Source organism: Sphingomonas sp. TZW2008 (assembly GCF_002117915.1).
Classification (GTDB): Bacteria; Pseudomonadota; Alphaproteobacteria; order Sphingomonadales; family Sphingomonadaceae; genus Sphingomonas.
In genome coordinates, this window is record NZ_BDJB01000003.1 from 1 (window position 1) to 19,602 (window position 19,602).

A 19,602-nucleotide genomic window follows, 5' to 3' on the forward strand; every position below is an offset into this window, starting at 1 on the left:
GGGTCTCCTCGCGAAGCCTGAATCAGATCGCGACACTCACATCAATGGGTCCTGACCCTAGGGCTACTACTCGCCTGTGGCGAAAGCGGGGCAGCGGCGATAGGCAGCGCGGCGTGACCATGCCGCCCCCTACCGCGCCCGATATCACGCCTGACAGCGAGCACCGCGGGCTCGTCGCCGCACTCCCCGCCGGCCTCCGCCCGTTCGCGCTGCTCGCGCGCTTCGATCGCCCGATCGGTTGGTGGCTGCTATTCTGGCCCGGCGCCTGGGCGGTCGCGCTCGCGGGCGGCGCGATCGATCGCTGGCCACTGATCGCGTGGCTGCTCGCCGGCAGCGTCGCGATGCGCGGCGCGGGATGCGTCTACAACGACATCGTCGACCGCGACCTCGACGCCAGCGTCGCGCGCACGCGCTCGCGACCGCTCGCCAGCGGCGCGGTCTCGCTGCGCGCCGCCTGGAGCTGGCTCGGCCTGCTTTGCCTCGTCGGGCTTGCCGTGCTGATCCAGCTGCGCTTCGACACCGCGGTCCTCGCCGTCGCCAGCCTTGTGCTCGTCGCGGCCTATCCGTTCATGAAGCGAATCACCTGGTGGCCGCAGGCGTGGCTCGGGCTCGTTTTCTCCTGGGCGGCGCTTGTCGGCTGGCTCGAGGCGTGGGGCGCGCTCACCGCACCGGGCCTGCTGCTCTACGCCGGCTCGGTGCTTTGGGTCGTCGGCTACGACACGATCTACGCGCTTCAGGATCGCGAGGATGATGCGCTGATCGGCGTGCGGTCCTCCGCATTACGCATGGGCCGTCATGTCCGCGGCGGCACCGCGCTGTGCTATGCCGGCGCACTGGCGCTTTGGGCTCTCGCCTTCTGGCAGCGCCGCGCCGATCCGCTCGTCCTCGTCGCGCTGCTACCGATCGCGCTTCACCTCCTGTGGCAGGTCGCGACACTCCGTCCGGATGACGGCGCGGGCGCCCTCGCCCGCTTCCGCGCCAATCGCTTCGCCGGCCTGCTGATGTTCCTCGCCTGCCTCGTCGTCGGCACCCAGCTCTGACTCCGGCCTTTACAGCTCCCACGCCCCATGCATGATGCCGCTATGATCCGCGCAATACGCCTCTCCGCCTTGTCGGTGCGAATTAGCCGCTCAGCCTGATCCGTCAGGCCGGAGCCGATCGCCCAGCTCGCCAGTACCGCACGGCCGTTCGGCCGTCCCTCAAGGATCATCTTGTGGCCCCACCCTCACCAATGCTGCACCTCGTGTGCGGCAAGATCGCCGCCGGCAAATCGACGCTCACCACGCAGATCGCGCGCGCACCGCACACCATCCTAGTCGCCGAAGATCACTGGCTCGCCACCCTCTATCCGGGCGAGCAGACGACGCTCGCCGACTACGTCCGCAACGCCTCTCGGCTGCGCGCCGCGATCGGCCCACATCTCGTCGACCTTTTGCGGACGGGCGTATCGGTGGTGCTCGACTTTCCCGCTAACACGCCTTCCAGTCGCGCCTGGATGCGTGCACTCGCCGACCAAGCTGGCTGCGCGCACCAACTCCACTATCTCGACGTGCCCGACGCGATCTGCCTCGAGCGGCTGCACCACCGCAACCGCGCGGGCACGCATCAATTCGCCGTCAGCGACGCCGATTTCGCGCTGTTCACCGAGCGCTTCGTCGCGCCGAGCACCGATGAAGGGCTCGATATTATTATACATCGCACGTGATCCGCTCGCAGGAACGCGCTGCACGCCACATGCGGCGCCACGCCACCTAGCAACCGACCCGCCGCCGTCCTAAGTCGCGACCATGCTTAACCCGACCAAGGCGCAGGAACGCGCCGCCGATATCGTTGCCCGCGCCGTCAGGGCGGGCGTGGACGCCGCCGATGCAGTCTTCGCCGCCGACGCCTCGTCCGAAATCTCCGTCCGCCTCGGCAAGCTCGAGGATGTCGGCCGGTCGGAGAGCGAGGATCTCGGTCTGCGTGTTTTCGTGGGCCAGCGCTCGGCCAGCGTATCGACGTCCGATCTCTCGTCCGACGCACTCGATGCGCTGGTCGAGCGCGCGGTGGCGATGGCACGCGAGGCGCCTGAGGATCGCTGGGCAGGGCTCGCGCCAGGGGATCGGCTGATGAAGGGCGCGCCGCCGCTGCTCGATCTCGACGATGGCGGCGATCTGTCCCCGGTCGAGCTGCGCGCAGCTGCCGAAGCCGCTGAGGAGGCGGCACGCGCCGTTCCCGGCGTCACCAACAGCGAGGGCGGCGGGGCGAGCGCCTCGCGCAGCGTCTGGGCGCTCGCCACCAGCCATGGCTTCGCCGGTGCCTACGCCACCACTGGCTACGGCCTCTCCGCCAGCGTCATCGCCGGCGAGGGCGGCGGCATGCAACGCGACTATTCGTTCACGTCGGCGCGCCACCACAATCGCCTCGATGCGCCCGAAGAGGTCGGCCGCCGCGCCGGCGAGCGCGCTGTCGCGCGGCTCAACCCCGCCAAGATCGACAGCGCCGCGCTTCCCGTCGTGTTCGATCCGCGCGTCGGCGCGGGGCTTCTCGGCCACCTCACCGGTGCAATCTCGGGCCAGGCGATCGCGCGGCGCACCAGCTTCCTGCTCGACGCGCTCGGCACGCAGGTCTTCGCGCCCGGCATCACGATCTCCGACGATCCGCACCGTCCCCACGGCCTGCGCTCGCGCCCGTTCGACGGCGAGGGCCTGCCGGTGTCGCCGACCGACATCATCGCTGACGGTATGCTGGAAAGCTGGCTGCTCGATTCGGCGTCCGCGCGGCAGCTCGGGCTCGAACCGACCGGGCACGCCGCGCGCGGCATCGGCGGCGCGCCGGGGATCACCACCAGCAATCTCTACATGCACGCTGGCCACGTGCCCGTCGCGACGCTGATCGGCGACATCAAGCGCGGCGTCTACGTCACCGAATTGATCGGCCAGGGCGTCAATGGCGTGACCGGCGATTACAGCCGCGGCGCGGCGGGCTTCCTGATCGAGGACGGCGAGATCGCCGGGCCGATCGCCGAATTCACCATCGCGGGCAACCTCAAGGACATGTTCCGCCTCCTGACGCCCGCGAACGATCTCGAATTCCGTTACGGCACCAACGTACCGACTGTCCGCATCGACGGGATGACGATCGCCGGTGGCTGATAACGCCGCTGGCCTCGCCGATGCAGTCGCCGCGATCACGCGCGAAGCGGCGTCGCTCGCGCAGGCGCGTTTCCGCACCGATTTCGCACGTTGGGAAAAGTCGCCGGGCGAGCCGGTGTGCGAGATCGATCTCGCGGTCGACACGCTGCTGCGTACGCGCCTGTCGGCGCTGCTGCCGGATGCGGGGTGGTTGTCGGAGGAGACCGCCGATCATCCCGACCGGCTGGAGCGCGAGCGGATCTGGGTGGTCGATCCGATCGACGGCACGCGCGACTATATTCGCGGTCGCCCCGGCTGGGCGGTATCGGTCGCGCTCGTCGATCAGGGCCGCCCGGTGATCGGCGTGCTGGATGCGCCGGCCCGCAACGAGGTGTGGTGCGCCGTCGCCGGCAGTGGCGCCACGCTCAACGGCAACCCGCTCACCGCCAGCACGCGTCAGGACTTCGCCGGCGCGCGCGTGCCGACCGATGCCTTGCCCAAGACCGATCGCGATCTCACCACGGTCGAAAAGCCCAATTCGATCGCGCTGCGCATGGCGATGGTCGCCGACGACCGCGCCGATCTCGTCGCGACGCTGCGCTGGGGCAATGAATGGGACATTGCGGCTGCGGTACTGATCGCGGCGGAGGCGGGCGGCTGCGTCACCGACGCGCTTGGCGCGCAGCTCGTCTTCAACAAGCCCGATCCGCGCGCGTTCGGCGTCATCACCAGCAGTCGCGGCATCCACGACGCGGCGATCGCGCGCCTCTCGAACCGCGCCCGCGCGATCATCGGGCGCTAGCCGAAGGTAACGAGCCCGCCGCCACGCCGGCGAGCCCCGCTCCGCTATCGATCGCCGCTTACTTCTGGCAGGCGACGATCGCTGCGATCACGCTCAGCGTTTCCTTGGGATCGCGCACGCGCACCGTATCAAGTCCGAGCTCCTTCGCCGGATAATCGTTGCCGCCGGGGAAGATCGCGTCGCCGATGAACATCATCGCGTCGAGCGGGATGCCGCTCTCATCGCGCAGCCGCTTCAGGCCATAGGCCTTGTCGACGCCTTCCTGCGTGATGTCGATCGACGTCGCACCGCCCATGTTGATCGACAGCCCCGGCAGCCGCTTCTTGAGATCCGCCTGGATCACCTTGCGCTTGGCGAAATCGGGATCCCAATGCTCCTTGGCGTCGATCGGCGCTTCCTGGCCCAGCGCGGAGAAGGTGATCTGGCTGCCGCGATCCTCGATCCGCTCGCCCCACGTCTTCTCGGGCACGAAGCCCGTCGCCTCCAGCGCCTCGTCGAACGCTGTCAGGATCTTCTTTTTCTGCTCGTCGGTGAACAGCTCCGCGTAGACCGAGCCCCACTTGCCGTCGCGATAGGTGAAAAGCTTCGTTCCCGTCGTCGGCATCAGCCACAGCCTCGACCGGTCGGCGCGCTCGGGCAGGCGCGAGGCGACCTGCTTGTCGAACTGCGGCCAATCCCCGCCCGAGATGACGGCAACGTGCGCGACGCCAAGCAGATCGGCCAGCGCCTCGCCCATGTCGGCCTGGATCGCCTGCTTGCTCTCCGCCAGCGTGCCGTCGAGGTCGAACGCAACCAATTGCTTCACATCATTCTCCCAAGGATGAAATGGTCGATGGCATAGGCGACACCGTCGGCGTCGTTGCCGCGCGTCACGTCGCCGGCTTTCGCCTTCACTGCGTCTGCTGCATTGCCCATTGCGATCGATCGCCCGGCGCGCGCGAACATCGCAAGGTCGTTCGCCTGATCACCGATCGCGATCGTGCGGTCGAGCGACGTGCCGATCGCGTCTGCCAGCGCGGCGATGCCGTCCCCCTTGTTCGCCCGCTTCGCCGTCACGTCGAGATAATAGGTCTGTGACTGGACGATCGTCGCTGCCTTGCCAAAGCGCGCCTCTGCCTGCTTGGTCAGCTCGCGCAGCAGCGCCTCGTCGTCGCTGACGAAGGTGATCTTGTCGGCATGGTCGAGCAGATCATCGAAATCGTCACGGATCACCGGCTCCTGGTTCGATGCCAGCCGCTCGCTCGGCACGTGCGCACCGTCCGTGCTCGATGCGTACCAGACGTCGTCAGCAAATACCCAACGATCGACATCAGCATCCTTCGCGATCTCGAACACACCGCGCGCCACCTCGGCGGGCACCGTCTCGCGCTGCGCCACGCTGCCATCGCGCGCGAACACAATCCCGCCGTTGAACGCGCCGACGGGCACGTCGAGATCGAGCGCGTCGAGGATCGGGCGGATGCCCGACATCGGCCGCGCGCTGATGATCGTGAAGCCGATGCCGGCCGCGCGCAATCGGCCGACCGCCGCGATCGTCCCGGGCGTCAGCTTCTTGTTCTTGTCGACCAGCGTGCCGTCGACGTCGCAGACGACCAGCGTCATCGGCTAGCGATCATTGCGGGATCTCGACGTGGCCGCCGAAGCCGTAGCGCATTGCGGAAAGCAGTTTGTCGCCGAACATGTCGTCGATGCGGCTGCGATAGCGCGCAAACAGCGCCGTGGTCAGCACAGAAACCGGCGTCGCCTGCTCCATCGCGGCCTGAATCGTCCACTGCCCCTCACCCGAATCGGCGACGCTGCCCGAAAAATGCTCGAGCGTCTGGTCTTTGGCGAGCGCCGCGGCGGTAAGGTCTAGCAGCCATGACGAGATCACCGATCCGCGCCGCCATACCTCGGCGATGTCGGTCAGGTTGAAATTGAACCGCTCGTCCTCCGGCAAGTGATCGACGTTGCGGCCCCATAAAACGTCGAAGCCCTCGGCGTACGCCTGCATCAGGCCGTATTCGATGCCGTTGTGCACCATCTTCACGAAATGGCCCGCGCCTGCGCGCCCGGCGTGGATATAGCCCTTCTCCGCGCGCGGATCCTCGTTCGTGCCGTCGCGATCCGGCGTCCGGCCGACCGAGCCGAGCCCGGGCGCCAGCGTGTCGAAGATCGGATCGAGCAAATCGACCGTCTCCTTGTCGCCGCCGATCATCATGCAATAGCCGCGCTCGAGCCCCCACACGCCGCCCGACGTGCCGACGTCTACATAGTGTACGTCCTTCTCCGCCAGCGCCTTGGCGCGGCGCACGTCGTCCTTCCAAAAGGTGTTGCCGCCGTCGATGATGATGTCGCCGGCCGCGCACTCGTGGCTGCACAGCGTCTCGATCGTACTCTCGGTCGGCGCGCCCGCCGGCAGCATGATCCAGTAGATCGCCGGCGTGTCGAGCTTGTCCTTCATGCTCTCCAAGGCGTCTGCCGCGATCGCGCCCTCGCCAGCGAGCTTCGACACAGCCTCCGCGTCGCGATCCCATACTACCACCTCATGGCCGCCACGCATCAGCCGCCGCGCGATGTTGCCGCCCATCCGGCCGAGGCCGACGATGCCGATCTTCATGTCACGATTCTCCCAACGGCCTGGTCCCGACCGCATGCGCCGAACGTCCGCGCGAGTGATGGTTCACCCGCGCCGACACCGACGATCTCAGCGCGGAACGGAGCAACATAGCTTTCCGTTCCGCGCGCCTCTCACGCCTCGGCCGGGTGCTTCGCCGCGATCGAGCCGAGCAGTTCGTCGAACGATTTCGAGAAGGAGGCGACGCCCTCCTCGACCAGCGTCGCCGTCACCCCATCGAGGTCGAGCCCGAGCCGCTCGGCCTCCGCCAGCACGTGGCGCGCACCGTCGAGATCGTCGGTCAGCGTCGCGCGCGCGGTGCCGCGCTCGCGGAACGCGTCCATCGTCTTGGGCGGCATCGTGTTTACGGTGTCGGGCCCAATCAGCGTGTCGACGTAAAGCGTGTCGGGATAGTCGGGGTTCTTGACCCCGGTTGACGCCCACAGCAGCCGCTGCGGCTGTGCGCCCTTCGCCGCCAGCGCCTGCCACCGGTCGGACGCGATGAACTCCTGGTACCAGGCATAGGCGAGCTTGGCGTTGGCGATCGCCACCTTGCCGGCGAGCGCCTTGCCCGCCTCACCGCCTGTGCCGTCCTCGATCTTCTTGTCGATCTTGCTGTCGATCCGGCTGACGAAGAAGCTGGCGACGCTCGCGATCTGATCGATAGGCTCGCCCCGCGCGACGCGCTGCTCGAGCCCGTCGGCATAGGCCAGCGCGACCGCCTGGTAGCTCTGCTGCGAGAACAGCAGCGTGACGTTGACGTTGATCCCCGCCGCGATCGTCGCCGCTATCGCCGGCACGCCCGCCGGCGTCCCGGGGATCTTGATCATCAGATTGGGCCGGTCGACCGCGGCCCACAACTTCTTCGCTTCGGCGATCGTCGCATCGGTATCATTGGCGACATAGGGCGACACTTCGAGGCTGACGTAGCCGTCCTTTGCTCCCAGCCGGTCGTACACCGCGCGTAGCGTATCCGCCGCGGCCTTGATGTCCTCGATCGCGAGATGCTCGTAGCGGTCGATCGCCGGCGCGCCGGGGTGCGCCTTGTCGTACGCGGCCAGGCTCGTGTCATACGCGGTTCCCTCGCCCATCGCCTGCTGGAAGATCGTTGGGTTGGAGGTGACGCCCGTCACCGCATCCTCGTCGATCAGCTTCTTCAGCCCACCGTCGTTCAGGAAATCGCGCGCGACGAAATCGAGCCATATCGCCTGCCCGGCATTCGCGAGATCGTTCAGCTTGCCCATCATCGATACCTATATCTTCGTGCCGCGCGCACCACGCGTCACCCTTGCCCTGTCAACGTCCCCCGCCCGATCGCGATCCACCCGCCGGCAGAGGCGATCGGCGGAGGTGCGTGGTCAGCGGTTCGCGGCGATCGCCTCTTTCGCGACTTTGGCGACATTGTCGGGCGTGAAGCCGTATTTGTCGGCCAGCTTGGCGATCGGGGCGGACGCGCCGAAGGTCGACATGGTGATCGTGCGCCCCTTCAAGCCGACATAGCGGTCCCAGCCGATCTCGCCCGCCATCTCGATCGCCACCCGCGCGCCGACGCTCGCCGGCAGCACGCTCTCCTTGTATTCGTCAGACTGCTTCTCGTAGCGGAACCAGCTCGGCATCGAGACGACACGGCTCTTGACCCCCTCGCCCTGCAGCTTCTCGTGCGCCGCGATCGCCAAGCTCACCTCGCTGCCCGTCGCGATCAGGATCACGTCGGGCGTGCCGTCACTGTCGGCCAGCACGTAGCCGCCCTGCTTCACGCCATCGGCGCTGGCATATTTGCTACGGTCGAGCGTCGGCAGCGCCTGGCGCGAGAGCACCAGCGCCGCCGGCTGGCGGTGATCCTCGACGATCGCGCGCCATGCGGCCGCAACCTCGTTCGCGTCGCCGGGCCGGAACATGTCGAGCCCCGGCGTCGCGCGCAGCATCACCATCTGCTCGATCGGCTGGTGCGTCGGCCCGTCCTCCCCCACGCCGATCGAATCGTGGGTGAACACCCACACCGCGCCCAATTCCATCAGCGCCGACAGGCGGACCGGCGGGCGCATATAGTCGAGGAACACGAAAAAGGTGCTGCCGTAGCCGCGCAGCCCCGACAGCGTCATGCCGTTGACGATCGCGCCCATCGCATGTTCGCGCACGCCGAAGTGGAAGTTGCGCCCGGCGTAATTGCTCGCCTCGAACGATCCCGCGTCCTTGATGTCGGTCTTGGTCGACGGCGCCAGATCGGCCGAACCGCCGATCAGCCACGGCATCTTCTTGGCGATCGCGTTCAGCACCTTGCCGCCCGAATCGCGGCTGGCGACCCCCTTGGCATCCGCCTCGAACACCGGGATATCCGCGTCCCATCCCTTGGGCAGCGAGCCCGAAAGGATCGCGTCGACCTCCTTCGCCAGATCGGCATGCTCGCTGCGATACTTCGCAAGGCTCGCCTCCCACGCTTCGCGCAGCGGCACGGCGCGGTCCGTCATCGCCTGCTCGAAGCCCTGCTGCACGCCGTCGGGCACGTAGAAGCTCTTGTCCTCGGGCCAACCATAGGCCTGCTTGGTGAGCTTGACGTTCTCCTCGCCCAGCGCCTCACCGTGCGCCTTCTCGCTGCCGGCGCGCGGGCTGCCCCAGCCAATCACCGAGTGGACGACGATGAGCGTCGGCTTGTCGTTCGTCGCGCGGAACTGCTCGAACGCACGCGTCAGCGCGCCGACGTCGTTGGCGTCGTCGACGTGAATCACCGCCCAGCCATAGGCCTCGAACCGCTTGCCCACGTCCTCGTCGAACGCGAGATCGGTTCCGCCCTCGATCGAGATATGATTGCTGTCGTAGATCCAGCACAGGTTGGCGAGCTTCAAATGCCCGGCAAGGCTCGCCGCCTCCGCCGCGACGCCTTCCATCATGTCGCCGTCGCCGCACAGCGAATAGACATCGTGGTCGAACAGCGTGAACCCCGGCTTGTTGTAGCGCGCCGCCATCCAGCGCTCGGCGATCGCCATGCCGACCGAATTGCCGCAGCCCTGCCCGAGCGGCCCCGTCGTCGTCTCGACGCCGACGGTGTGGCTGTATTCGGGATGCCCCGGCGTTTTCGAGCCGAGCTGGCGGAACGCCTTGATGTCGTCGAGGCTCACCGCCGGCGCGCCGTCGGGCTGCTTCACCCCGGCAAGGTGCAGCAGCGAGTAGAGCAGCATCGATGCATGGCCGACCGACAGGACGAAGCGGTCGCGGTTCGGCCAGTGCGGCTGCGCGGGATCGTAGCGCAGGAACTTGGTCCACAGCGTGTGGCCGACGGGGGCGAGCGCCATCGGCGTGCCCGGATGGCCCGAATTCGCCGCCTGCACGGCGTCCATCGCCAGCGTGCGGATCGTATCGATCGCCAGCCGCTCGGACGATCCGTCCTCGTGCACGCCGGCAGGCGCAGTCTTCGTATCGGTCATCGGAGCCCTCGCTGGTTCATGGCGTCGAACGCGCGGGCCGTGGCCCGGTTGCCGAGTCCCCGCTCCTCTAGTCGCTCGCCGGTGCCCGATCCACCCGCGTTGCAGCGCCGTAACGATATCGCTTTCGGCCCCTCCGGCGGCTAACGACAGCGCGCGCGTCACCGCGTGTTGGGGATCGACATGAACGGGCTTGTTTCCATCGGCGCGGTGATCGCGATGCTGCTCGGCGTTGGCGCCATCGCGACGATGGTTCGCCCCGGCACGGTACGCTGGCGCTGGCTGCTCGCCGCTGCCGCCGCGATCCTCGTCAACGATGCGCTGCTGACGCGCGTCTATCGCACCATCCCCGATTTCCTTCCTGCCGCTGAGTGGAACTGGCAGGGCAAGCTGCTCGCGCTCGGTGTCACCTTATTTGTCGCCGCGCACCCGGCGATCGGATGGCGCGCCGCCGGGCTGACGCTGCGGCAGGCGCCGCGCAGCCTCGTCGCCGTCGTCCCTGTCGCGGCGATCTACGTCGCATTGTTCGTCGCGCTCGCGCTGATGCGCCCCGAGGATCCCGCGACGCCTGAGGCGCTCGCCTTCCAGATGACGATGCCGGGGATCGAGGAGGAGACCTTCTACCGCGGCCTCCTGCTGCTGCTGCTCGAGCGCGCCTTTGCCGGCCGCCGCCGCTTCCTGGGCGTCGACTGGAGCCTGGGTGCGCTGCTGGCCTGCGCCATCTTCGGCCTCGCGCACGCCTTCAGCTACGGCGACGATGGGTTCGCGTTCGAGCCGCTGTTCATGGCGCTCACCGCCGTCCCATCGCTGCTCGCGGTGTGGATCCGGCTGCGCACCGGCAGCGTGCTGATCCCGATCCTGCTGCACAATTTCGGCAACACGATCGGTTTCCTGATCTAGCCGCGCTCCAGCCGTGTGACGACGCCGCCGTCCGCGACATAGGCGGCATCCACCTCGTCGAGGAACAGGCCATGCCCCAGCGCGCCGGGGATCGCTGCAATCGCCGCCGCCAGCGCGCGCGCATCAGGCATCGCGGCGAAGCGGCAGTCGGCCACGAGGTTGCCGTTGTCTGTCAGATACCCCTCGCGCACCGTGACCGCCGCGCCAAGCTGCTCCAGCCGCGCAACGACGAACGCGCGCGCGAAGGGCAGTACCTCGACCGGCAGCTTCGCCGCGCCGATCGCCGGCGCGCGCTTCGATCCGTCAGCAATCACGATCATCCGCCGCGCCGCGGCCGCGACCGCCTTCTCGCGCAGCATCGCGCCGCCGGCGCCCTTGATCGCCCACAGCCGGTCGTCGATCTCGTCCGCACCGTCGATCGCGAGGTCGATCTGCGCCACGTCGGCGAAGTCGCGCACGGCGATCCCGCCCGCGCACGCCGCCGCCGCGCTCGCCTCGCTCGTTGCCACCGCCTCGATCGCGAGGCCCGCACGCACCCGCGCGACCAGCGCCGCGATGGCGAAGGCCGCGGTCGATCCGGTGCCGAGGCCGACGATCATCCCGTCGCGCACCTCATCCACCGCAGCCGCCGCGGCCAGCCTCTTGTCATTCTCGACGCTCATGCCGCGTCATAACGCGGCAGGCGTGTCATCGGATCAGCCGTACTTCTGCTCCTCCCACCACGGGAAATAGTCCGGCATGTTGGCGGACACCTTGTCGGGATAGTTCGGCTGGCGCTTCTCGAGGAATGAGGTGACGCCTTCCTTGGCATCGCCCGAGCGACCGCGCGACAGGATCGCGCGGCTGTCGATCTTGTGCGCGTCCATCGGGTGGCTCATGCCCAACCCGCGCCACAGCATCTGCCGTGTCAGCGCGACCGAGACCGGCGCGGTATTGTCGGCGATCTCGCGCGCCAACGCGGTGGCGGTCGCGAGCAGGTCGGCGCCCGGCACCACCTGCTTGACGAGGCCGCCGCTCAGCGCCTCCTGCGCATCGAACACTCGGCCCGAATAGCACCATTCGAGCGCCTGGCTGATGCCCACGACGCGCGGCAGGAAGAAGCTCGACGCCGCTTCAGGCACGATGCCGCGCCGCGCGAAGACGAAGCCGAAGCGCGCCGTGTCGCTCGCGATGCGGATGTCCATCGCCAGCTGCATCGTCGATCCGATGCCCACCGCGGGGCCGTTCACCGCCGCGATCACCGGCTTCAGGCATTCGAAGATGCGCAGCGTCAGCCGCCCGCCGCCGTCGCGCGCCTCCTCCATCTCATAGGTGAGCCCGCCCTGGCCGCTGCCGTGATCCGGGCGATCGGTGCGCTTGTCGTAATCGAACGTCTTCGCCCCTGCCGACAGATCCGCGCCCGCACAAAAGGCCCGCCCCGCACCGGTCACGATCACCGCGCGCACGTCGTCGTCGGCGTCGATCTTGTCGAATGCATCGATCATCTCGGCCATCATCGTGCCGGTGAACGCGTTGAGCTTCTCCGGCCGGTTGAGCGTGATGGTCGCGATGCCGTCCTTAACGTCGTAGATGATCTGCTCGTAAGCCACGCTTGCCTCTCCCAAAGCGCCGCTGCGATCGCGGCCGTCGCGCCACCATAACATTATTTATGGTGGCGCACGCAAGCGGCCGGCGCCGCGACGGTGCTTTTAGAAGATCGGGTCCGCCCCGCACGCTTTGCCGCCCGCCGGCTTTGGAGCTTCCGGTCCAGCAGGCTTGCGAGGTCAAAGCCCCGCGCCTAGAGGGTCGCGGAGCCCCGCGCAGGGGGCGGCAGGCCAAAGGGGGAACCTAGTGACGGCAGACGAGATGAAGGCCGCGATCGGCAAGGAAAGCGTGTCCGAGTGGGTCGAGGTGACGCAGGAGATGATCAACAAGTTCGCCGATGCGACGGGCGATCACCAGTTCATCCACATCGATCCCGTCCGCGCGAAGGAAACGCCGTTCGGCACCACCATCGCGCACGGCTTCCTCACGCTGTCGCTGCTGCCGCTGCTGTCGGCGAAGAACCCGGACATGCCGCGCCTCGACGGCGTCAAGATGGGCGTCAACTACGGCGGCAACAAAGTGCGTTTCCTCGCTCCCGTGCCGTCGGGCTCGAAGGTGCGTGGCCGCTCGAAGCTGACCGAGTTCGAGGAAAAGCGCCCCGGCCAGTACCAATTCACCACGGAAACCACGATCGAGATCGAAGGCTCGCAGAAGCCGGCAATGATCGCCGAGTGGATCACGCAGGTGTTCGCCTGATCCAGCACTGACCGCCGCCCTCCCCGGGGAAAGCGCCGGCCGCACTCCCGCGGCCGGCCGGCAACCGAGATACCGAAGGACAATCGAATCATGCGTTCCGCCGTCATCGTCTCCACCGCCCGCACGCCGATCGGCCGTGCCTATCGCGGCGCCTTCAACAACACGCTGTCGCCCACGCTCGCCAGCCACGCACTCAAGGCCGCGGTAGAGCGCGCCAAGATCGACGGCGGGGAAGTGCAGGACGTGGTGATGGGCGCCGCGCTCCAGCAGGGCGCGCAGGCGACCAACATCGCGCGCACCTCCCTGCTGCGCGCCGGCTTGCCGACTTCGGTTTCCGGCATGTCGCTCGATCGCCAGTGCGCCTCGGGGCTGATGGCGATCGCCACCGCCGCGAAGCAGATCATCGTCGACAACATGGACGTGACGATCGGCGCGGGTGTCGATTCGATCAGCATCGTCCAGACGCCGCAGATGCGCGTGCAGCCCGACCCCGAACTGGTCGCGATGCACAAGGACATCTACATGCCGATGCTGCAGACCGCCGAAGTGGTCGCCAAGCGCTACGGCATCAGCCGCGATGCGCAGGACGAATACGGCTATCAATCGCAGATGCGCACCGCCGCCGCGCAGGCCGCCGGCAAGTTCGACGACGAGATCGTTCCCGTCACCGCCAACATGGCAGTGGTGAACAAGGAGACCAAGGAAGTCTCCTACAAGGAAGTGACGCTGTCGAAGGACGAGGGCAACCGCGCCGACACGACGCTGGAGGGCCTCAAGGCCCTCAAGCCCGTCCTCGGTCCAGACCTCAACATCACCGCCGGCAACGCCTCGCAGCTGTCGGACGGCGCATCGGCCAGCGTGCTGATGGAGGAGAAGGTCGCCGAGCAGAAAGGCCTTACCCCGCTCGGCCGCTACGTCGGCATGGCGGTTGCCGGCACCGAGCCCGACGAGATGGGCATCGGCCCGGTCTTCGCGATCCCCAAGTTGCTCGAGCGCTTCAACCTTAAGATGGACGACATCGGCCTGTGGGAGCTCAACGAGGCGTTCGCGGTCCAGGTGCTCTACTGCCGCGACAAGCTGGGCATCCCTGACGAGCTGCTCAACGTCAACGGCGGCGCGATCTCGATCGGCCACCCCTATGGCATGTCGGGCGCGCGCATGACCGGCCACGCGCTGATCGAGGGCAAGCGCCGCGGCGCCAAGTACGTCGTCGTCACGATGTGCGTTGGCGGCGGCATGGGCGCGGCGGGGCTGTTCGAAGTCCTCTGAGCCTTCGGTGAAGGCGGGGCGGCACGTATGTTCCGCCCGCTAAGCGAAGCCTCCGGTCGCCGCGCGCGATCGGGGGCTTCGGTCGTTTCGGGCCCGCAAGATCGCAACCAACCTTGATCCGTGTCGTTCTCCCGGCTGATCCATCTCAAGGAGAGCAGAGACATGGCCGATCACGACAGCCCGCAGGAAGTCGCCGAAACCTTCCTCAAGAAGCTTGAGGAAAGCCCCTTCATCATGATCGGCCTGATGGACGGCAACCACTCGGAGCCGATGAACGTCAAGCTCGACGATGCACAGCCGAACACGCTGTTCATCTTCTCGGCGCACGACAATCGCATCGCCAAGGGCGGCGAAGCGATGGCGCAGTTCGTCGGCAAGGGCCACGATTTCTTCGGCTGCCTGTCGGGCCGCGTGTCGCAGGAGACCGATCAGGCGACGTTCGACAAGCTTTGGGACAACCGCGTCGAGGCATGGTTCCCGAACGGCAAGGCCGATGCGCGGCTGAACCGCTTCGACATCACCTCGGCCGAGCTGTGGGAGACTGACGTGTCGCTCAGCGGCCGCCTCAAGATGCTCTTCGGCGGCACGATCAAGGCGTCGGAATCGTCGAGCCACGCCAAGGTCGGCTCGATCGCCTGATCCAACGCCGGCAGGCCGCCTAGCGCCTGCCGCTGAATTCGAACGGCGCGTGCTATCTGCAGCACGCGCCGTTTTCGTGTGAGCACTCGATCGCCGCTCGAGCTTATTATGATCGGCGACGCTGATCGACGATCGATACCCGCACGTCACTGCTTGGCGATAGCGTAGTGCCAGCGAATTAGAGGATCGCAAGACGCGACCGCGCGCCGGGGTCCGCGCCCCGGGGCTAGGCTAGCCTTGGGTGACGCCTCAATCGTGCGCGCTGATCCACTCTTCCACCACCGGCGCGATCCGGTCGCGCCACTTCGATCCGTTGAAGATCCCGTAGTGGCCGACGCTCTCCGCCATATGATAGCGCTTCTTGTCGGCCGGCAGGTTGCGCGCGAGCGAGAGCGCCGCCTTGGTCTGGCCCAGCCCCGAGATATCGTCGCGCTCACCCTCGATCGCGAGGATGCCGATGTCGATGATCGCACCGGGATCGATGGGCTCGCCACGATGCTGCATCGTACCATTAGGCAGCGCGTGCGTCTGGAAGACGAGATCGACCGTCTGTAGATAGAATTCCGCCGTCATGTCGCACACCGCGCGATATTCGTCGTAGAATTCCTTGGTCGCGTCCGCGCTCTCGCCGTCGCCGCGGACGAGATGTTTGAACATCTCCCAGTGGCTCATCATGTGATTGCCGAGGTTCATCGACATGAAGCCGGTCAATTGCAGGAAGCCGGGATAGACCTGACGCCCCGCCCCCGGATACATCGCCGGCACGGTCGCGATGACGTTCTGCTCAAACCATGCGTGCGGGCGCTGCGTCGCGAGCAGGTTCACCGCGGTCGGCGCCTCGCGCGTGTCGATCGGCCCGCCCATCATCGTCAGCGTCCGCGGCCGGCAGGGATGCGCCTTGGCGCTCATCAGGCAGGCGGCGGCATAGGCGGGCACCGATGGCTGGCACACCGCCAGCATGTGCGCGCCGGGCCCGATATGCTCGAGGAACGCGGCGAGGTAATCGACGTAGTCGTCGAGATCAAACCGCCCCTCGCTTGTCGGCACCAGCTTCGCGTCGCGCCAGTCGGTGATGTACACGTCGGCGAACGGCAGCATCCGCTCCACCGTGCCGCGCAGCAGCGTCGCGTAATGGCCCGACATCGGCGCGACGATCAGCAGCCGCGGCCCGCCCTCGATGCCGTCGCGCGCGAAGCGCTTCAGCTGGCCGAACGGCTTCTGCAGCACGATCTGCTCGTGCACCGCGACGCGCCGCCCGTCGATCGTCGTATGGTCGAGCCCGAACGCCGGCTTGCCGCGCGATGCCGCCGCATGCGCGAACACGTCGAGCGCCGATGCCATCACCTGCCCGCCGCCGAAATAGGCGAACGGGTTTGCCGGATTGCTCAGCATCCCGGCGCCGAAATTGGCCATCGCGCTCGCCGTAGCAAGCATGGAACGCTGGAATTCATAGGCGTCGTAGAGCATCGGGTATCCTGAGCGCGGTTTCGACGGACGTGTCGTAACGCAATTGTGCAACTGCACAACGGGGCTGGGACACGATGGGTCCGGCGGGTGGCCGTTGAGCCACAGTCGCGCCGCTGCTAGGCGGCGGCGATGGCAAGCAACCCGGCGAACGAACCGCCCACCAGCCGTCGGATCGGCAACCTCGCGCTCGTTTGGCATCATGCCAAACGCTACCCGGGGCAGATCGCCGCCGCCTGGATCGCGCTCGCGATCACCTCCGCCGCGACGATCGCCATTCCGTATAGTTTCAAGCGCGTGATCGACCGCGGCTTCACTGCCGGCGGCGGCGAGGCGGTGAACGGCGCGTTCCACTACATGCTGATGATCGTCGGCGTGCTCGCGATCGGCACTGCGGTACGCTTCTATTTCGTCTCGTGGCTCGGCGAGCGCGTCGTTGCCGATATCCGCACCGGCGTACACCGCCACCTTTTGACGCTCAGCCCGCGCTTCTTCGAGGAGAACCGCCCGTCCGAGATCGCCAGCCGCATGACGGCCGATACCTCCCAGATCGAGACGGTCGTCGGCACCACAGTGTCGGTCGCGCTGCGCAACGCCTTCACCGGCGTCGGCGGGCTGATCTACCTGTTCGCGATCTCGCCAAAGCTCGCGGGCCTGCTCGTCCTCGGCATCCCGCTGATCATCCTGCCGATCATGCTGCTCGGCAAGCGCGTGCGCACCTATTCGCGCACCTCGCAGGATCGCATCGCTGACGTCGGATCGATGGTGACGGAGACGCTCGGCGCGATGAAGATCGTCCAGGCGTTCGGGCAAGAAGGGCGTGAGAGCCAGCGCTTCGCCGGCGCGGTCGAGGCGACGATGGCGGCGGCCGAGAAGCGTATCGCGCTGCGAGCGGTAATGACCGCCATCGTCATCGGCCTCATCTTTGGGTCGATCACCTTGGTCCTATGGGAAGGCGCAGTTGACGTCGCCGCTGGCCGCATCTCGGGCGGGTCGATCGCCGCGTTCGTGCTGACCGGCGGGATCGTCGCCGGCGCGTTCGGCGCGCTGACCGAGGTATACGGCGAGCTGCTGCGCGGCGCAGGCGCCGCCGGCCGCCTCGCCGAGCTGATGAGCGAGACGCCCGAGATCGCCGCGCCGCCGCAGCCCACCACGCTGCCGCAGCCGCCGCGCGGCGCGATCGCCTTCGATCACGTCGCCTTCCGCTACCCGACGCGGCAGGACGCCGCCGCGCTGCACGATTTCTCGCTCGTCGTCGAACCGGGCGAGACGGTCGCGCTGGTCGGCCCGTCGGGTGCCGGCAAGACAACGCTGTTCCAGCTGCTCCAGCGCTTCTACGATCCCGCTGCTGGCACTGTCTCGATCGACGGCGTCGATCTGCGCGCCGCCGATCCCGCCGCCGTCCGTGCGCGGATCGCGATGGTGCCGCAGGAAACCGTGATCTTCGGCGCTACCGCGCGCGACAATCTGCGCTACGGCCGTTGGGACGCCGATGACGCCGCGCTATGGGCTGCGGCCGAGGCCGCCAACGCTGCCACCTTCCTACGCGCGCTCCCCGATGGACTCGACACCTTCCTCGGCGAGGGCGGCGCGCGGCTGTCGGGCGGGCAGCGCCAGCGCGTCGCGATCGCCCGCGCGCTGCTGCGCGACGCGCCGATCCTGCTGCTCGACGAGGCGACCAGCGCGCTCGACGCGGAGAGCGAGCGACTGGTGCAGGAGGCGCTCGAACGGTTGATGGCCGATCGCACCACGCTCGTCATCGCGCACCGCCTCGCCACCGTGCGTGCCGCGAACCGCATCGTGGTGATGGACGAGGGCCGCATCGTGGAGCAGGGTAACCATGCGGCGCTGATGGCGCGCGGCGGGCTCTACGCGCGCCTCGCCAGCCTCCAGTTCAGCGAAGCCGCCTGAGAGGGAGAGAGACGATGGCCGACGCGACCGCAACCGACTTCGACGTGATCGTCTATGGCGCGACGGGCTACACCGGTCGCCTCGTCGCCGAATATATCGCCGGCGCTTATCCCGAAGGCGTGCGCTGGGCGATGGCCGGCCGCTCGCTGACGAAACTCGAGGAAGTCCGACGCGAGATGGGGATCGGCGCGGACGTGCCGCTCGTCACCGCCGACGCCGATGACCCCGCCTCGCTGCGCGCGCTATGCCGCCGCACCGCCGTCGTAATCACCACCGTCGGCCCGTACCAGCTCTACGGCACCGACCTTGTTGCCGCCTGCGCCGAAACGGGCACCGCCTATGTCGATCTGTGCGGCGAGCCTGGCTGGATGCGCCGCATGATCGACGCGCATCACGAAGCCGCCAAGGCGAGCGGCGCGCGCATCGTCTTCTCCTGCGGATTCGATTCAATCCCGTTCGATCTCGGCGTGCTGACGCTGCAGGAGGCCGCGATCGCCCGCTTCGGCCGCCCCGTCCCGCGCATCAAATGCCGCGTCCGCACGATGAAGGGCGGCTTCTCGGGCGGTACCGCGGCCAGCCTCAAGGCAACGATGGCCGCAGCGGTGAAGGACCCGTCGCTCATCCCGCTGCTCGCCAGCCCCTTCGCGCTGACGCCGGGGCACAATGGCCCGCATCAACCGACCGGGCTGCTCCCCGAATATGACACGACGATCGGCGCATGGGTCGCGCCGTTCGTCATGGCGCCGATCAACACCAAGAACGTTCACCGCACCAATTTTCTGCTCGGCCAGCACTACGGCGACGATTTCGTCTACGATGAGATGGTCGTCACCGGGCTCGGCGATCTTGGCAAAGCGGCGGCGGAGGCGCTCGCCAAGCTCAATCCGTTCGCCGATAACAAGGGCCCCAAGCCCGGCGAGGGCCCGACCAAGGAGGAGCGCGAGACCGGCCACTACGACGTGCTGTTCGCCGGGCTGATGCCCGATGGCACGCGGCTCGACGCGGTCGTCACCGGCGATCGCGATCCCGGCTACGGCTCGACCAGCAAGATGCTCGCCGAGAGCGCGCTGTGCCTGGTGCGCGACGTGAAGGGCGACGGTGGCGTGTGGACCCCCGGCGCGCTGATGGGTCCCGAACTGCGCAAACGCCTCATCGATCACGCCGGAATGACGTTCACTGCAAGCTGAGCCCGCCCGCGATTGGGGCTAA

General features: G+C 67.7%; 18 protein-coding genes. 10 read left to right on the top strand and 8 right to left on the bottom strand.

Annotated elements, in window-relative coordinates; all coding sequences use genetic code 11:
• The first annotated feature begins 119 nt into the window (after nt 1-119).
• The 4 genes from ubiA to B7L05_RS01760 all read left to right on the top strand — a co-directional run bounded on the left by ubiA (nt 120) and on the right by B7L05_RS01760 (nt 3,915).
• Nucleotides 120-1,040: a 4-hydroxybenzoate octaprenyltransferase gene (ubiA, locus tag B7L05_RS01745; RefSeq protein ID WP_085808514.1), complete on the top strand. Its 921-nt coding sequence runs from the start codon at nt 120-122 to the stop codon at nt 1,038-1,040.
• A gap of 173 nt (nt 1,041-1,213) precedes the next feature.
• Nucleotides 1,214-1,705 carry an ATP-binding protein gene (locus tag B7L05_RS01750; RefSeq protein ID WP_085808515.1) on the top strand — a complete coding sequence of 164 codons (492 nt, stop codon included), beginning with the start codon at nt 1,214-1,216 and terminating at the stop codon, nt 1,703-1,705.
• 82 nt (nt 1,706-1,787) lie between these two features.
• Nucleotides 1,788-3,134 carry a TldD/PmbA family protein gene (locus B7L05_RS01755; RefSeq protein ID WP_085808516.1) on the top strand — a complete coding sequence of 449 codons (1,347 nt, stop codon included), beginning with the start codon at nt 1,788-1,790 and terminating at the stop codon, nt 3,132-3,134.
• Entirely contained in the window at nt 3,127-3,915 is a 789-nt protein-coding gene (locus tag B7L05_RS01760) for a 3'(2'),5'-bisphosphate nucleotidase CysQ (protein ID WP_085808517.1), read from the top strand. Before B7L05_RS01755 ends, B7L05_RS01760 begins: the two co-directional genes overlap by 8 nt.
• Nucleotides 3,916-3,973: 58 nt before the next feature.
• On the opposite strand, the gene B7L05_RS01765 is transcribed toward B7L05_RS01760, so the two are convergent.
• The 5 genes from B7L05_RS01765 to tkt form a co-directional block, all read right to left on the bottom strand.
• Entirely contained in the window at nt 3,974-4,720 is a 747-nt protein-coding gene (locus tag B7L05_RS01765; protein WP_085808518.1) for an HAD-IIB family hydrolase, read from the bottom strand.
• Nucleotides 4,717-5,517, bottom strand: a complete 801-nt coding sequence (locus B7L05_RS01770; protein WP_085808519.1) for a Cof-type HAD-IIB family hydrolase — start codon at nt 5,515-5,517, stop codon at nt 4,717-4,719. The genes B7L05_RS01765 and B7L05_RS01770 overlap by 4 nt, the downstream gene beginning before the upstream one ends.
• A gap of 10 nt (nt 5,518-5,527) precedes the next feature.
• Nucleotides 5,528-6,514 (bottom strand): phosphogluconate dehydrogenase (NAD(+)-dependent, decarboxylating), encoded by a 987-nt coding sequence (gnd, locus tag B7L05_RS01775; protein WP_085808520.1) that lies wholly within the window; start codon nt 6,512-6,514, stop codon nt 5,528-5,530.
• Between the two features lie 131 nt (nt 6,515-6,645).
• Nucleotides 6,646-7,755, bottom strand: coding sequence for a transaldolase (tal, locus tag B7L05_RS01780; RefSeq protein ID WP_085808521.1), 1,110 nt, complete (start codon nt 7,753-7,755; stop codon nt 6,646-6,648).
• Between the two features lie 114 nt (nt 7,756-7,869).
• Nucleotides 7,870-9,933, bottom strand: a complete 2,064-nt coding sequence (gene tkt / locus B7L05_RS01785; RefSeq protein ID WP_085808522.1) for a transketolase — start codon at nt 9,931-9,933, stop codon at nt 7,870-7,872.
• A gap of 180 nt (nt 9,934-10,113) precedes the next feature.
• On the opposite strand from tkt, the gene B7L05_RS01790 reads away from it, so the two are divergent.
• Nucleotides 10,114-10,830 (top strand): CPBP family intramembrane glutamic endopeptidase, encoded by a 717-nt coding sequence (locus tag B7L05_RS01790; RefSeq protein ID WP_085808523.1) that lies wholly within the window; start codon nt 10,114-10,116, stop codon nt 10,828-10,830.
• Here the strand turns inward: B7L05_RS01790 and rpiA are convergent.
• Both rpiA and B7L05_RS01800 read right to left on the bottom strand, forming a co-directional pair.
• The gene (gene rpiA, locus B7L05_RS01795; protein WP_085808524.1) at nt 10,827-11,492 is read right to left on the bottom strand and encodes a ribose-5-phosphate isomerase RpiA; all 666 of its coding nucleotides are present in this window, start codon (nt 11,490-11,492) and stop codon (nt 10,827-10,829) included. The two genes, B7L05_RS01790 and rpiA, sit on opposite strands and share 4 nt — an antisense overlap.
• Nucleotides 11,493-11,525: 33 nt before the next feature.
• Nucleotides 11,526-12,419, bottom strand: a complete 894-nt coding sequence (locus tag B7L05_RS01800; RefSeq protein WP_085808525.1) for a crotonase/enoyl-CoA hydratase family protein — start codon at nt 12,417-12,419, stop codon at nt 11,526-11,528.
• A 256-nt stretch (nt 12,420-12,675) separates the two neighbouring features.
• Here B7L05_RS01800 and B7L05_RS01805 point away from each other — a divergent pair, with 256 nt between their 5' ends.
• The 3 genes from B7L05_RS01805 (at nt 12,676) to B7L05_RS01815 (ending at nt 15,018) form a co-directional block, all read left to right on the top strand.
• On the top strand, nt 12,676-13,110 hold the full coding sequence (locus B7L05_RS01805) for a MaoC family dehydratase (RefSeq protein WP_085808526.1): 435 nt from the start codon (nt 12,676-12,678) through the stop codon (nt 13,108-13,110).
• A 90-nt stretch (nt 13,111-13,200) separates the two neighbouring features.
• Nucleotides 13,201-14,379 (top strand): acetyl-CoA C-acyltransferase, encoded by a 1,179-nt coding sequence (locus tag B7L05_RS01810; protein WP_085808527.1) that lies wholly within the window; start codon nt 13,201-13,203, stop codon nt 14,377-14,379.
• Nucleotides 14,380-14,541: 162 nt separating this feature from the next.
• Nucleotides 14,542-15,018 (top strand): pyridoxamine 5'-phosphate oxidase family protein, encoded by a 477-nt coding sequence (locus B7L05_RS01815; protein WP_085808528.1) that lies wholly within the window; start codon nt 14,542-14,544, stop codon nt 15,016-15,018.
• Between the two features lie 249 nt (nt 15,019-15,267).
• Here B7L05_RS01815 and B7L05_RS01820 read toward each other — a convergent pair whose 3' ends face one another.
• Entirely contained in the window at nt 15,268-16,485 is a 1,218-nt protein-coding gene (locus B7L05_RS01820; protein WP_085808529.1) for a polyhydroxyalkanoate depolymerase, read from the bottom strand.
• A 129-nt stretch (nt 16,486-16,614) separates the two neighbouring features.
• Here B7L05_RS01820 and B7L05_RS01825 point away from each other — a divergent pair, with 129 nt between their 5' ends.
• Both B7L05_RS01825 and B7L05_RS01830 read left to right on the top strand, forming a co-directional pair.
• The gene (locus B7L05_RS01825; RefSeq protein WP_085808530.1) at nt 16,615-18,393 is read left to right on the top strand and encodes an ABC transporter transmembrane domain-containing protein; all 1,779 of its coding nucleotides are present in this window, start codon (nt 16,615-16,617) and stop codon (nt 18,391-18,393) included.
• Nucleotides 18,394-18,407: 14 nt separating this feature from the next.
• Nucleotides 18,408-19,580, top strand: coding sequence for a trans-acting enoyl reductase family protein (locus tag B7L05_RS01830; RefSeq protein ID WP_085808531.1), 1,173 nt, complete (start codon nt 18,408-18,410; stop codon nt 19,578-19,580).
• Nucleotides 19,581-19,602: the final 22 nt, after the last annotated feature.